A 17,313-nucleotide genomic window follows, 5' to 3' on the forward strand; every position below is an offset into this window, starting at 1 on the left:
ATCCTAAGTCTGGCGAACACCGGGAGGCCATTGCCATCATTGGGATGTCAGGGAGATATCCAGAAGCGGACAATCTCGATGCCTATTGGTCAAATCTTAAAGCAGGCCGCGATTCTATCAGGGAAATACCGCCTTCCCGTTGGGATGTTGCTTCATTCTATCAACCGTTTCCCAGTGATGAAGGGAAAATATACAGTAAGTGGCTAGGTTTGATGGATGATGTGGCCTGCTTTGATCCCCTGTTTTTCAATATTGCGCCTTCAGAGGCAGAAACCATGGATCCGCAACAACGACTCTTTCTTCAGGAAGGTTATCAGGCTTTTGCAGATGCCGGCTATACGCCAGAGGCATTGAATGGTCAGAATTGCGGAGTTTATCTTGGCATCATGGCGAATGAATATTATCGGATGTTGTGTGAACAACAATATGGCTTAACTGATATGACTGGCAATTATGCTTCTATTGCATCGGCGCGTATTGCCTACTTTCTTAATCTAAAAGGTCCGGCGCTTTCTATTGATACTGCATGTTCGTCCTCTTTGGTAGCGATCAACCTTGCGTGTGAAGCGTTACTTAACCGGAAAATTGATATGGCTCTTGCGGGAGGGGTAACGTTGTACCTCACCCCCAAGCCATATATTGAAATGTGCGCGGCACACATGCTTTCACCAGAGGGGCGATGCAAGGCTTTTGATAAATCCAGTGATGGCATGGTTCCCGGTGAAGGCGTTGGTGCTGTCGTGTTAAAGCGTCTCCAGGATGCTGAGGCTGATAATGACTTAATTTATGGCGTGATTATTGGATTTGGTATTAATCAAGATGGAAAAACGAATGGTCTAACTGCTCCTAGTGTGAAAAGCCAGATAGCCTTGGAGCGAAGTATCTACCAAAACTATAACATTGATCCTTCAAGCATTAGCTATGCAGAAATGCATGGCACGGGTACCCAATTAGGTGATCCTATTGAACTTAAAGCATTATCAACTGCATTTCAAGAAAAAACCGATAAAAAGCAGTTTTGCGCCATTGGTTCCGTCAAATCCAATATCGGTCACACATCAGCCGCCGCTGGTGTAGCCAGCGTTCATAAAGTGTTGTTAAGTATGCAGCATCAGCAGTTGGTGCCCACTCTTCACTTTAAAGAGCCAAATGAATACTTTGATTTTAAAAACTCCCCTTTTTATGTCAATACACAGACTCGTCCTTGGGATGCAAATTCACCAAGACGAGCTTGTGTCAGTTCATTTGGTTTTAGCGGCACCAATGCTCATTTGGTTATAGAAGCCTACGAAACAAAGAAAAAAAGAGTGCGGATGCCAGTAACAGATGCCAGCCGGCCGGCTTTATTTGTTTTATCTGCTAAAACGGAGAAACAACTTAAAGTATATGCGGGCATAATGAAAGAATGGATTGAATCACAAGTGGATGTGAATCTCAAAGATATGACCTACACATTACAGACGAGTCGGGAGGCCATGGATTACCGCATGGCCTTTTGGATGGATAGCAAATTTGCAGCCATCGATATGTTGACGGCTTATCTGAATGATGAACAACCGGATGGGTTACACATCAGCCATGTAAAAAAGCGGAAGGGTCAGAGAAATACATCTCTACATACTGATCCTGAAACACTTTTCTCACAGTGGCTGGCCGGTGAATGGGTAGATTGGCAGGTTTTTTATAAGGATGACGAGCCACGACATATCCGTCTGCCGGGCTATCCTTTTGCCAAGGAACATTATTGGCTTCCTAAGCAGGACACAACATCCTCAAGTAACAGTACCTTGCACCCTTTAGTTCATCTCAATACATCTGATCTGTCGACTCAGCGGTTTACGACCATCCTGACAGGAAAGGAAGCCTATTTAACTGATCACCAGGTGAAGGAGAGAAGGGTGTTACCTGGATCAGCCTATCTGGAAATGGCAAGAACGGCCCTTGAGCAAGGGGTGGATCGGGTAACTACCGATACTTTACAACAAGGCACGGTCTTTATTTGCTTACAAGAGCATATATGGATTGCACCGTTGGTGGTGGAAGATAAACCGGTTGAAGTGCATATTACCTTGGCACTAATAGAGAATGGGAATGTAGAATATGAAATCTACAGCGGATCGGATCATCCCGATGATCAATCAGCTATATTGCATGCCCAAGGTGTTTTGAAGGTATCTGAGTTAACCCCCCCTAAAAGACAAAGCCTTCAACAGTTAAAATCTCAGTATCCTTGGCGCACCCTCTTACCGGAGAATATCTATCCGCTTTTTCGTGAAGCGGGCCTATATTATGGTCCCTCCCATAGTGGGATTGAACGTCTTTATCTCCATAAGGATCAGATTTTGGCGAAGATATCAGTACTGCCGGAATCACGCGGAGATAGGGAATGCTACCTTGATCCGGGCCTACTGGATGCTGTTTTTCAAGCGACGGCAGGTTTTGCTATTTCATTAAATGCGCCTTTAGATAGTCTGCCTTTTACTCTTAAAGAAATGTATATCTATCAGCCGTGCCCTAAACAGGTGTGGGCCTACATCCGGCAAAGGGAGAAAGGACGGGTATTTGATATCGATGTCTACGATGAGAATGGCATGGTATGTGTACGTATTTTAGGCTTTGAAACGCGGCGGGGAGCAGGACTAATGTCAGAAGAAGCTTTTTATCGCCATCTATCGGAGAGAATTTGGAATGGTGAATTATCGCAAGAAGAAGTCGAGCGGATTTTAATGGCATCAAGATAAGGGGAGAGGAAAAATGGATGGACAGTGGAAACATATCTATCGGCAGTTAAAGGAAAAGGAGATTACACCAGAGGAAGCTTCATGGCAATTTAAGCAATGGGGCAAACATAAGGAGAAGAATCACGCGGCTAACGATTTATTGCCGGCGTTAAAGGAAATAGCTGCAGAAGTGTTGGCTATTGACGCCAACGAGATCCATCATGATGTCCTATTGGGAGAACAAGGATTTGACCCTTTAAAGCTGAATCAATTGGCGAATCGGCTAAATACTAAGTTTGGACTAGAGTTAACCACTAAGGATTTAGCGGAACAGAACACACTGGATGATCTAGCTCAGTTTTTACAGGCTGCTAAATCATCTCAAGGGGATCAGCGTCTGCGGGAAAAAACCATTAACTATTTAAAAGAGCACCTTTCCTCGGTGTTTAAGATCAATGCCGAGGAAATAGCCAGCGATATAGACTTAGAGAAGTATGGTATTAACTCCATTATGGTATTAAAATTGACCCAGCAGTTGGAAGGGTTCTTTGGCCCATTGACTAAAACCCTGTTCTTTGAATACAAAACGGTGGACGAGCTAACGGGATATTTTCTCCAGCACCATCGTGAGGCATTGACAAAGGTCCTTGGCGACAGCCAGCCTGCGCCTGTCTCTCAACCGGTGGGCACGGAAAAGCGGCACAAGCATTCGCGCAGGCGGCGGAAAGAATTTCAGAAGGCGCCTTCCTTCTCTTCATCCTCATCCACCCCCGATATTGCCATTGTCGGTTTGGCGGGGCGTTATCCCGGTGCCCGGAATATGCAGGAGTTTTGGGCCAACTTAAAAGGTGGAAAAGATTGTATCACCCCGGTTCCTGAGGAACGCCTGGCTCTTTGGCAAACTCCTCAAAAAGGAGAGATGTGGGGTGGTTTTTTACAGGATGTGGATCGATTTGATCCCCTGTTTTTTCATATCTCACCTCGGGAAGCAGAACGGATGGATCCGCAGGAACGGCTCTTTTTGGAATGCGTCTATGAAACCCTCCAGGATGCGGGATATACCCGCCAGTCGTTAGGTGCCATTCAGGGGCAGGGGATGGCTGGCAATGTTGGAGTGTTTGTCGGTGTGATGTATGAGGAGTACCAGTTGTATGGGGCTCAGGAACAGCTTAAGGGCCGGCCGGTGGCAGTCAATGGCAATGCAGCCTCTATAGCCAACCGGGTCTCCTATTTTTGTAACTTCCATGGTCCAAGTATGGCTGTGGATACCATGTGCTCCTCTTCCTTAACGGCCATCCATTTAGCCTGTCAGCACCTGCAGCGGGGCAGCTGTGAGGCGGCCATTGCCGGCGGGGTGAATATCTCCATTCACCCTAATAAATATGTCGCCTTAAATCAGGGGGAGTTTTTATCGAGCAAGGGACGTTGTGAAAGCTTTGGCGAAGGAGGAGACGGCTACGTACCCGGTGAAGGGGTGGGGGCAGTTCTGTTAAAGCCCTTAACCCAGGCTGTGGCCGATGGGGATCATATTTATGGAGTGATCAAAGGAACAGCGATTAACCATGGAGGCAAAACCCATGGCTATACCGTTCCTAACCCCACTGCCCAGACGGATGTGATCCAACGTGCATTGCAACAGGCAAAAGTCGACCCGCGGACCATCGACTACATCGAAGCTCATGGCACAGGCACAGCCCTTGGTGATCCCATTGAAATTGCCGGATTAACCAAAGCCTTTGAGGCTTATACTCAAGATCGGCAGTTTTGTGCCATCGGTTCGGTGAAATCCAATATCGGGCATGCAGAGAGTGCTGCAGGGATTGCGGGCATAAGTAAAATCCTGCTTCAGATGAAATATGGGCAACTGGTGCCATCCCTTCATTCCAAGGTCTTAAATACACATATTGATTTTGCCTCCACCCCCTTTGCGGTGCAACAGACATTAGCTGAATGGGAACGGCCCCCGGAGGGGCCGCGGCGGGCAGGTATCTCCTCCTTCGGTGCCGGTGGAGCCAATGCCCATGTGGTGATTGAGGAATATATACCCGAAGCGGCACAAGAGACGATTGCCGTTTCTCCGGGTCCTTACCTGATTGTCCTATCGGCCCAAAGCGAAGGACAACTGTTGGAGCAGGCCAAGCGGCTGTTGTCAGCAGTAACCGAAGCGGGCTGGACAGATCGAGATCTGGCGGATATTGCCTATACCTTGCAGATCGGAAGGGAAGCAATGGATGAGCGATTGGCAGTGGTGGTGACCTCCATTGCCGATCTCAAGGCAAAGCTGACGGATATTATCGCCCAAACGCCTGATATGACAGATTATTATCGGGGTGAGGTGAAAGCCCATAAAGCGGCCATGGCTGTCCTAGTGGACGAGGATATGGCCGTCACACTGGAGGCATGGCAGCAAAAAGGTAAGTATGACAAGCTATTAAAGCTGTGGGTTAAGGGGATGGCTGTCGATTGGGAACGGTTGTACAGCGAGACCAAGCCGCGGCGGATCAGCTTGCCAACTTATCCCTTTACACGGGACCGGTATTGGATTCCAGTAGAAGAGCCGAAAGGACAGGGAATAACAGAGGCGTTTCATCCCTTATTGCACCAGAATACATCAGACTTCTATGAACAGCGGTTTAGCACCCGCTTCACGGGGGAAGAACCTTTTCTATCCGATCACGTTGTGGGAGGACAGCGAATGTTACCGGGAAGCGCCTATCTGGAAATGGCGCGAGCGGCTGTCTCCCAGGCTGTTGGCGGATGGCTGGGTGAAGGAGAAGGAATCCGTCTCCAGCAGGTAGGCTGGGTGCGCCCCCTTATTGTCGGTGATGAACCGGTTGAGATCCATATGGGGTTAGCGGTTGAAAAGGATGAGACCATCCGCTTTGACGTCTACCGGGAAACGGATGAAGGCGAAGAAGTGGTATATAGCGAGGGGCGGGCTGAGCTGCTGACAGAGAAAGCCCCGCCGCTAGTGGATCTTTCCCGAATACAGCAGGCCTGTGGACAAAAAGAGCTTAGCAGGGAAGCGGTTTATACGGCCTTTGCCAATATAGGCATTCAATATGGCGAAAGCCATCGGGGGATTGAACGGATCTATGTGGGGCAGGAAGAGGTCCTGGCCCGGCTCACGCTCGCATCCCCTTGGGTGCATGGCGGGCTTCATCCGGGAATGGTGGATGCAGCCATACAAGCGGGGGTAGGGTTGCAGGAGGACTTCGACCAGCGTCAACCATCTGTGCCCTTTGCGATGGAGGAAGTGGCGATCTATGGGGAGACTCAGGAAGCCATGTGGGCATGGGTTCGTCGTGAGGATGGGCAGGTCACGATTGTTCTCTGTGATGATGAGGGGCAGATTTGTCTTGAAATCAAGGGTCTCGCAGTACGAGTAATGGAGTCGGCTGGCATGGAGGAATCCATTGACCATCTCTTGCTTCATCCGCATTGGCAGGAACAGTCGGTGAAAGCAACGAGTGCAACTTTTGACGATCACAAGGTCATTCTTTGTGGTATGGCAGATCTCTCCCCAGATCATTTACATGGGTTCCTCGAAGGGGAACAGTGTCAAGTTCTGCAGAGGGTTAAGGGGCATCAGGGTGAATGCTTTCAACAATACGCCCTGCAGTTGTTTGAAGCGCTGCAGCATATGATGAAAGCGGGGCATAAAAAGCAGGTATTGGTTCAAGTGGTTATTCCCCTGCAAGAGGAAGAGCTATATGAGGGTTTGTGGGCAATCCTTCAGACGGCACACCTTGAAAATCCCCATATGATAGGACAACTGATTGCCGTGGATGCAGGTGAGTCAGCTAAAGCGGTCGCTGAGAAGTTAAAAGAGAATGCAGCTTCGTCTCTTCCAGGCCATATTCGCTATCAGAATGGTAGGCGCAATATAGCTCATTGGAAAATACTAGAGGCGCCACCCTCGCATGCTGCCCTCCCTTGGAAAAAAGAGGGTGTTTATTTAATCACAGGGGGACTGGGCGGTTTGGGTCTGCTGTTCGCTAAGGAAATAGCGCAACATGCTCCACAAAGCACGTTAATTCTTACGGGTCGTTCCCCTTTGGATCAGAAAAAAGAGGCAGACATTCAGGCATTGACAGCAATGGATATACAGGTGGTCTATCATCAGATAGACGTAACCGACCGTTTAGCGGTGAAACACCTCGTGGATGACACTCTGAAAGTGTACGGTCAACTTCACGGTGTAATTCACAGTGCGGGCATTATTCGCGATAACTTTATCATTAAAAAGTCAGCATCGCAGTTCCATGAAGTGATGGCGCCTAAAACCCTGGGATTGGTCAATCTCGATCTAGCATGTCAAGCTTGTCCGCTTGACTTCTTTATTATCTTCTCGTCATTGGCAGGCGGGATTGGCAATGTCGGTCAGGCGGATTATGCGGGAGCCAGTGCCTTTATGGATGCCTATGCCCGATATCGTCATCGACTGGTAGTAGCAAAGAAACGGCATGGGCGTACCATTTCTTTTAATTGGCCATTATGGCAGGATGGTGGTATGCACCTCGATACGGAAACGGAAGCTATCATGCGTAAAAGCACAGGTATGGTTGCGATGGAGACTTCTCGGGGGATGGCTGCATTCTATGAAGGACTTGCCTCACCCTACGCGCAGGTAATGGTTATTGCCGGGGAGCGTGGTCGGTTTCAGGAGATTCATTCTCGCCTTCACATTCAGCCCGCCCCTAAAGCGGAGCATACATCGGTGATTACGGCGGGACCGGGTCAGGAAGGACTGCGCGGAAAGGCGACAGATTATATCAAAAGGTTGCTTTCAGTGGTATTAAAGTTGCCTGCTGATCAAATAGAAGCAGATGCTGACTTTATGACATATGGAATGGACTCAGTTATGGTATTAAAATTGACCCAGCAGTTGGAAGGGTTCTTTGGTTCATTACCTAAAACCCTGTTCTTTGAATACAAAACAGTGGACGAGCTAACAGGATATTTTCTCCAGCACCATCGTGAGGCATTGACAAAGGTCCTTGGCGACAGCCAGCCTGCGCCTGTCTCTCAACCGGTGGGTACGGAAAAGCGGCACAAGCATTCGCGCAGGCGACGGAAAGAATTTCGGAAGGCGCCTTCCTTCTCTTCATCCTCATCCACCCCCGATATTGCCATTGTCGGTTTGGCGGGGCGTTATCCCGGTGCCCGGAATATGCAGGAGTTTTGGGCCAACTTAAAAGGTGGAAAAGATTGTATCACCCCGGTTCCTGAGGAACGCCTGGCCCTTTGGCAAATTCCTCAAAAAGGAGAGATGTGGGGTGGTTTTTTACAGGATGTGGATCGATTTGATCCCCTGTTTTTTCATATCTCACCTCGGGAAGCAGAACGGATGGATCCGCAGGAACGGCTCTTTTTGGAATGCGTCTATGAAACCCTCCAGGATGCGGGATATACCCGCCAGTCGTTAGGTGCCATTCAGGGGCAGGGGATGGCTGGCAATGTTGGAGTGTTTGTCGGTGTGATGTATGAGGAGTACCAGTTGTATGGGGCTCAGGAACAGCTTAAGGGCCGGCCGGTGGCAGTCAATGGCAATGCAGCCTCTATAGCCAACCGGGTCTCCTATTTTTGTAACTTCCATGGTCCAAGTATGGCTGTGGATACCATGTGCTCCTCTTCCTTAACGGCCATCCATTTAGCCTGTCAGCACCTGCAGCGGGGCAGCTGTGAGGCGGCCATTGCCGGCGGGGTGAATATCTCCATTCACCCTAATAAATATGTCGCCTTAAATCAGGGGGAGTTTTTATCGAGCAAGGGACGTTGTGAAAGCTTTGGCGAAGGAGGAGACGGCTACGTACCCGGTGAAGGGGTGGGGGCAGTTCTGTTAAAGCCCTTAACCCAGGCTGTGGCCGATGGGGATCATATTTATGGAGTGATCAAAGGAACAGCGATTAACCATGGAGGCAAAACCCATGGCTATACCGTTCCTAACCCCACTGCCCAGACGGATGTGATCCAACGTGCATTGCAACAGGCAAAAGTCGACCCGCGGACCATCGACTACATCGAAGCTCATGGCACAGGCACAGCCCTTGGTGATCCCATTGAAATTGCCGGATTAACCAAAGCCTTTGAGGCTTATACTCAAGATCGGCAGTTTTGTGCCATCGGTTCGGTGAAATCCAATATCGGGCATGCAGAGAGTGCTGCAGGGATTGCGGGCATAAGTAAAATCCTGCTTCAGATGAAATATGGGCAACTGGTGCCATCCCTTCATTCCAAGGTCTTAAATACACATATTGATTTTGCCTCCACCCCCTTTGCGGTGCAACAGACATTAGCTGAATGGGAACGGCCCCCGGAGGGGCCGCGGCGGGCAGGTATCTCCTCCTTCGGTGCCGGTGGAGCCAATGCCCATGTGGTGATTGAGGAATATATACCCGAAGCGGCACAAGAGACGATTGCCGTTTCTCCGGGTCCTTACCTGATTGTCCTATCGGCCCAAAGCGAAGGACAACTGTTGGAGCAGGCCAAGCGGCTGTTGTCAGCAGTAACCGAAGCGGGCTGGACAGATCGAGATCTGGCGGATATTGCCTATACCTTGCAGATCGGAAGGGAAGCAATGGATGAGCGATTGGCAGTGGTGGTGACCTCCATTGCCGATCTCAAGGCAAAGCTGACGGATATTATCGCCCAAACGCCTGATATGACAGATTATTATCGGGGTGAGGTGAAAGCCCATAAAGCGGCCATGGCTGTCCTAGTGGACGAGGATATGGCCGTCACACTGGAGGCATGGCAGCAAAAAGGTAAGTATGACAAGCTATTAAAGCTGTGGGTTAAGGGGATGGCTGTCGATTGGGAACGGTTGTACAGCGAGACCAAGCCGCGGCGGATCAGCTTGCCAACTTATCCCTTTACACGGGACCGGTATTGGATTCCAGTAGAAGAGCCGAAAGGACAGGGAATAACAGAGGCGTTTCATCCCTTATTGCACCAGAATACATCAGACTTCTATGAACAGCGGTTTAGCACCCGCTTCACGGGGGAAGAACCTTTTCTATCCGATCACGTTGTGGGAGGACAGCGAATGTTACCGGGAAGCGCCTATCTGGAAATGGCGCGAGCGGCTGTCTCCCAGGCTGTTGGCGGATGGCTGGGTGAAGGAGAAGGAATCCGTCTCCAGCAGGTAGGCTGGGTGCGCCCCCTTATTGTCGGTGATGAACCGGTTGAGATCCATATGGGGTTAGCGGTTGAAAAGGATGAGACCATCCGCTTTGACGTCTACCGGGAAACGGATGAAGGCGAAGAAGTGGTATATAGCGAGGGGCGGGCTGAGCTGCTGACAGAGAAAGCCCCGCCGCTAGTGGATCTTTCCCGAATACAGCAGGCCTGTGGACAAAAAGAGCTTAGCAGGGAAGCGGTTTATACGGCCTTTGCCAATATGGGCATTCAATATGGCGAAAGCCATCGGGGGATTGAACGGATCTATGTGGGGCAGGAAGAGGTCCTGGCCCGGCTCACGCTCGCATCCCCTTGGGTGCATGGCGGGCTTCATCCGGGAATGGTGGATGCAGCCATACAAGCGGGGATAGGGTTGCAGGAGGGCTTCGACCAGCGTCAACCATCTGTGCCCTTTGCGATGGAGGAAGTGGCGATCTATGGGGAGACCCAGGAAGCCATGTGGGCATGGGTTCGTCGTGAGGATGGGCAGGTCACGATTGTTCTCTGTGATGATGTAGGCCGAATTTGTCTAGAGATGAAGGGTCTGGCCACCCGTATCATGAACCAAGAAATAGAAACGAATGCGCCAACGGGGTATCGTATGCTTGCACCGGTCTGGGAGCGGATTCGACACACCAATGATCAAAAAACAGTTTCGTCAAGTCATCCTGTTGTCTTTACTGGGAAAAAGGCAGATGGGAAAACAGCCATTATCAGTCAGCAATACCCGAAGGCTCGCGTATTGCATATTGATGCAGGGACTACCATTGAAGGTATCATTGCCAAATTCAAATCAATCGAAGAAATGGATGAGTTGATCTGGTATATGCCGGAACTACCGGTATCGTCGGTAGCGGACGAAGGGCTGATTGCCGCCCAGGAACAAACAGTGATTGCCTTGTTTAGGGTAGTTAAAGCGTTACTTAGATTGGGCTATGGACAAAACGCATTACAATGGACAATAGTGACAGGGAGAGCACAACAGGTTCATCCCCAGGAAGCCATACAGCCTGCCCAATCAGCGTTATATGGCTTTGCGGGTTCATTGGCTAAGGAGTATCCACACTGGCAGATTCGCCTCTTAGACATTAATGAGGGAGATGATCTTCAGCCTCTAACCCAAATCCACCACCTACCAGAGAAAGTGCTGGCTTTCAGGGAAGGTTCTTGGTACCATCAGCGCTTAGTTCAGGTCGAGCAAACAGCGGAACTACAGATGCCTTATAAAAAGGGCGGTGTATATGTAGTGATTGGCGGGGCAGGTGGTCTTGGAGAAGTCTGGAGCGATCATGTCATCCGTCACTATCAGGCAAAGGTGGTGTGGATCGGCAGAAGAGAAAAGGATGAGGTTATTCGGTCCAAGATCAGTCGATTAGCTGCACTTGGACCAGCCCCTGATTATATTGCCGCTGATGCTGCCAATAGACAATCTCTAGAAGAGGCGTATCAGCAGATTAAGGAGAAATATGGTGAAATACAGGGTGTTATTCATTCGGCGATTGTCTTGCGGGATCAGAGAATTGCACAGATGGATGAAGAAACGTTTCGGGCGGCATTGACGGCCAAGGTAAATGTCAGTGTTCGGATTGCCCAAGTATTTGCCGATGAATCCCTTGATTTTGTGCTGTTCTTCTCATCCATTCAATCTTTTGCAACATCAGCTGGACAAAGCAATTATGCAGCAGGTTGTACATTTAAGGATGCATTTGCTTTGGCCATGGAGAGAGAATGGACGTGCCCGGTTAAGATAATGAACTGGGGTTACTGGGGCAGTGTAGGTGTGGTGGCTGAAGAAATCTATCAGCAGAAAATGGCTCAAGCAGGAATTGGTTCGATTGAGGGGCCGGAGGGAATGGCAGCAGTGGACTTTTTGTTGTCACAACCGTGCCCGCAACTAGCTTATATCAACACCCTTCGTCCTTTGCATGAGCAAGAAATAGGGCTATCTGAGACCATCGCTATCTACCCAGAGGAGATTAACACCTGTATGGCTAACCTCCTCCAGGAGCAGCCTGCCGAAGAGGACACAGCAGAACAAGCCATCTTGGCGATCACCCAGCGAATGGAACAGGGTCAGCCTTTGCTGGTAAAGTTATTGTGGGGGCAGTTACAAAAGGCAGGCTTGTTTCAGAATAAGCAGGGCAGTCTGACGGAGTTAACCCTAGGACTTCAACCAAATTATCGTCGATGGATGAAAGAAACGGCTACTATTTTTGAAGAACACAAATACCTATCATGGGATGGTCAGGCCTATTCTGTTTTAGAGGACCCGGTCGATAACATGGCGATTTGGCAGGAATGGGAACAATTTAAACAGACCTGGGAAGATAAGAAGGGTTTGCACTCTCATTTAACCTTAATAGAGGCCGCCTTACGGAAACTGCCTGACATACTGACTGGACAAGTTACGGCAACAGATATATTGTTCCCCAATTCTTCAATTGAACTAGTGGAAGGGATTTATAAACAGAATGCGGTTGCAGATTACTATAATCAGCGGCTTGCCTCCATATTGGTTAACTATCTTCAACAGAGACAGCGGCATCAGAAGCCGGTACGAATCCTAGAGATTGGGGCAGGAACGGGCGGAAGTACCGCAGAGGTGTTAAAGCGAATACAGCCATATCATGATAGCATTGATGAATATGCTTATACAGATATTTCCAAGTCATTTTTGTTGTTCGCCGAAAAGTACTTTGGTGACTGGGAAAACCGGATCACTTATCGAATGTTTGATGTGACCAAGCCTGTTGTAGAGCAGGGGATTGATCCGGGGGGCTATGATGTGGTCATTGCCAGTAATGTCCTTCATGCTACCCCAGTATTACGGGAGACATTGCGCAATACCAAAGCTTTGCTAAAAAAGAATGGATTGCTCTTATTAATTGAAACCACCACTCATACGTTATTTAACCATCTCACCTTTGGTTTATTGGACGGATGGTGGTTATATGAGGATGAAGCATGGCGTATCCCAGGGTCTCCACTGGTCACAGTGGATCAGTGGGAACGAGTTCTTGCGTCAGAAGGGTTTCTGACCATGGTGGTTCCCAATGCCAATGGCCAGCAGCATATTATTCTAGCGGAAAGCAATGGTGTCATACGGCAAAAGAAACCAACTGATGAACATCCACAAAAAGTCGAACAGTCGCAACAAGTCGAAAGACCGGTACCAATTGTTGCTGCGCAGCCCATCAGGCTTGGAGAGTCATTGCATACTGCCTGTGTGGACTATATGAAACATCTAGCAGGGGATATTCTTCGCCTATCAGCTGAGCAGATCGATAGTGCAGAGCCATTAGAGCGATATGGGTTTGACTCTATTTTGGTTACGCAAATGACCAGTTTATTACGGAAAGATTTTTCAGATATTAGCAGTACACTGTTATTTGAGTATCAAACGTTGGATGACCTAGCAGACTATTTAATTAAAAATCACTATCAACGGGCGAAAGACTTACTGACTTTCAACCCTGAGACAGATGACCAGCCGGTTTCAGAAGCTCCACCGTCCCGTCCGGTAAAAAAGAAGTTTAGACGGAAAGCACGTAGTTTGCAATCACTGGTAAGTCAGGGGTCTCAAACTGGATCAAACCTGATGGATGTTGCGATCATTGGCATCGCTGGCCGTTATCCTAAAGCAAATAATATCCATGAATATTGGCAATTGTTAAAATCAGGTCAGCAAGCCGTTACTTCGATTCCAAAAGAGCGATGGGATTGGCAACAGTATTATGATGAAGAACCAGGAAAGCCCGGTTATATGTATACGAAATGGGGCGGATTTATTAACGGCATTGATCAGTTTGATCCCTATTTCTTTCATCTTTCGCCTGCAGAGGCCAAGCGCATGGATCCGCAAGAAAGGTTATTCCTGGAAACCTGCTATGAAAGTATTGCAGATGCAGGTTATACACCGTCGAATCTTAGCAAAGACCGAAAAGTGGGCGTATTTGTTGGAGCGATGAATGGGCATTATCCACCTGGGGCGAGTTATTGGTCCATAGCCAACAGGGTGTCCTATATTCTGAACTTTCAAGGACCTAGTTTAGCTGTTGACTCGGCCTGCTCTTCTTCACTTACGGCCATTCATCTGGCGTTGGAAAGCCTCTATAGCGGTACGAGCACCTGTGCCGTTGCCGGAGGCGTTAACTTAATTGTTCATCCAGATCATTTTCTCAAGCTATCCGCTATGACCATGTTATCTCCTGGTGATACATGCCGTCCTTTTAGCCAACAGGCGGATGGGATCGTGGATAGTGAAGGCATAGGTGCAGTTGTCTTAAAGCCATTGGAGCAGGCTGAAGTCGATGGGGATCATATTTATGGTGTCATTAAGGGCAGCACAATTAATGCTGGAGGGAAAACCAATGGATATACAGTACCTAATCCACACTCACAAGCGAAGTTGATCATTGAGGCATTGGAAAGAACCAAGTTGGATGCTCGCACCATCAGCTATATTGAAGCACATGGTACGGGAACGGCCCTTGGAGATCCTATAGAAATCAAAGGCTTAACTACCGCATTTGAAAAGTATACCCATGAAAGGCAGTTCTGTGCTATTGGTTCCGTTAAGTCTAATATCGGTCATAGTGAGAGTGCAGCTGGTATTGCAGGTTTAACCAAGGTGCTATTGCAATTGAAGCACCATCAATTGGTTCCCTCGCTTCACGCCGAGGAACTCAATACCCGTATCGACTTTAGCCAGACGCCTTTTGCCGTTCAACAGAAGCTGGCTGATTGGAAGCGGCCGGTAATTTATAAGGATGGAAAAATGCAAGAATACCCTCGGCGCGCAGGTATTTCCTCCTTTGGTGCCGGTGGAGCCAATGCTCATCTTTTAATTGAGGAATATATTCCTCGAAATGACCAGCATGCAAGTCTGTCTATTACACCGGATCAGCCAGCAATCATTGTCTTGTCGGCGAAGACTGAAGAGCAGTTAAGGCAACAGGCCATCCAGTTACTCACGGCCATTAAGCAGCAGGCATTTACAGATGACCATCTCGCAGATATCGCCTATACATTACAGACAGGGCGTGAAGTAATGGAAGAGCGAATGGCCATTACAGTGAGTTCTATAGAGGCGTTGCGCCAACAACTTGATGCTTATATACAGCAGGTAGAGGATCCACATCGGATAAGTGGACGTTGTTCATCCCGGGGTGTTACTTCTGTTATCCCAGAAAAATCGATCATCCAATGGATTGAAACGGGTGCCTATCAGCCTTTAATGGAAGCATGGATCAATGGGGGTGCCATTGATTGGCACCTGCTCTATCAAAATGGAAAACCATCACGCATTAGCTTGCCGGCTTATCCATTTGCCAGGGATCGCTACTGGATAACGGAAGTAAAGCGGGATACCTACCAGGATTCGGCAATTCATCCCTTGGTGCATCAAAATATATCCGATATTAAGGGCCTTAAATTTAAAACAAAGCTAAATGAACATGCGTTTTATTTCCAGGATCATGCCATAGATAGCATAGGTGTACTACCAGGAGTCGCCTACCTAGAAATGGCGAGCACTGCAGCTAAAGCGGTAAGGAGTGAGCAAGGAAAGGCAGATGTGTGTCTTAAAAATGTGATATGGTCGAAACCTTTTAAACAACAAGATGCACAATCTCCCTTAATCATCGGGATTGTCCCTCAACATAATCAATTGATGGCCTTTACTATCTATCAACCGATAGATGGGGAAGAGACAATCTATTGCGAGGGTGAAATAACATTGGGGGCCTTTACCCAAGCGGCTGATGGTTTGGACTTATCCCAGCTGCAGGAGCAATGCCAACAGCGGGTATTGACATCTGAAGAATGCTATCAGGCATTTCGATCAATGGGAATCGTTTATGGCCCCCATTTTCAAGGTATAGAAAAGATTTATGTGGGGCAAAGGCAAGCCCTGGCAAAAATTCACTTGCCAGTATGCACGGCAGATAAACAGGATGCTTACACATTACACCCGGGTTTGCTTGATGCGGCCATCCAATCCGCCGTGGGCTTGACCTTATCAGATGCGGGACAGGGATTGGCACTGCCATTTGCTATGGATGAATTGGTGCTCATTGGTGACTGCCTAAAAGCGGAATGGGCGTTTGTTCGCCAAAGGGATGAAGGCCGAGGCATAACCAAGATGGATATCGATATATGCGATGAGCAAGGCGATTGTGTCTTACTAATCAAAGGTTTAACTTTAAAATCAAAGCCAGTTCAAGATGCAATACTCTTTTATCCGCATTGGGAGGAAAAAGTGGTTGCACCCTCCGCACCCTCCTTTAAAGAAGAAAACGGGCATGTGATTATCTATGGGGCTGAACCCAAAAAAGCACAGAAAATAAGCGACCAGTTACCGGATGAAGTGTGTCATGTAATTCCTTATGATGGCGACCACTTTGATATTGCAGGTCAGTTCGTCCGTGATGCGCTCCAGGTATTTCACATTATACAGGGGATTCTGAAGGCAAAACCCACCCATGTGGTACCCGTTCAAATTTTGTTGTTTAACCAATCGGACAATCCCTTTGGTAAGGCATTAAGCGGGATGTTGCAAACCGCTCATTTGGAAAATCCGCATATTATAGGACAATGTATAATGCTGGACGGGGATATGGAGAGTGACCATGTATTAACTATTCTTCATGACAACCGGCAGGTAATGGCGACCCCGCAGGTGGCCTATCGAGGGAGCCAGAAACGGCATGCCTTACGTTGGAAAGAAGTACCGCCCTCCGAAAAGAAAGAGTCATTGCTATGGAAAGAAGGGGGAGTTTACCTGATCACCGGTGGAAATGGGGGGCTCGCCAAGATTATTATCCATGAAATAGCCCTGCATATTCAGCGTGGGGTTGTAATCCTTGTAGGGCGTTCACAGCCTACAAAAGATATGCAACAATGGCTAAACGAATGGCAACAGAGCGAGTTAAAGGTCATTTATCGATCGCTGGATGTGACTGATCGGCAAGCGGTTCAGCGTTGTATTAAAGACATAAAGGCGACGTATGGGGATCTAAATGGAATCATTCATGGCGCGGGTGTTACCGATGATCACTTCATGATACAAAAAAAAGCAACGCAATTTACGCAGGTACTGGCACCAAAAGTAGCGGGTGTGGTGCATCTGGATGAGGCCAGCCAGGATTGTCACCTGGATTTCTTTGTGATCTTTTCTTCCATTACTGGTGTGATGGGGAACATTGGTCAGGCCGATTATGCCACCGCCAATGCCTTTGTGGATCAATATGCCTACTATCGCAACTCCTTAGTCAAAAGCCAGAAACGGCAAGGGCGTACCTTCTCGATTAATTGGCCCCTATGGGAAGATGGTGGTATGCAGGTCACATCCCAACAGCAAAGGCAGTGGATGAATGATACGGGCATGGTCGCGTTAAAGCCAGAGGCAGGC

At 48.4% G+C, this 17,313-nt stretch carries 3 pseudogenes; all 3 read left to right on the plus strand.

Annotation, left to right across the window (positions count from 1 at the left end):
• Positions 1-23 precede the first annotated feature (23 nt).
• Positions 24-2,102 (plus strand): annotated as a pseudogene (locus M1M80_RS04955) (type I polyketide synthase); the annotation flags it as partial.
• A 108-nt stretch (positions 2,103-2,210) separates the two neighbouring features.
• Positions 2,211-2,741 (plus strand): annotated as a pseudogene (locus M1M80_RS21775) (polyketide synthase dehydratase domain-containing protein); the annotation flags it as partial.
• A 157-nt stretch (positions 2,742-2,898) separates the two neighbouring features.
• Positions 2,899-17,220, plus strand: a pseudogene (locus M1M80_RS04965) (SDR family NAD(P)-dependent oxidoreductase); the annotation flags it as partial.
• Between the last annotated feature and the right edge of the window lie 93 nt (positions 17,221-17,313).

Source organism: Bacillus inaquosorum (genome assembly GCF_023238325.1).
Classification (GTDB): domain Bacteria; phylum Bacillota; class Bacilli; order Bacillales; family Bacillaceae; genus Bacillus; species Bacillus inaquosorum.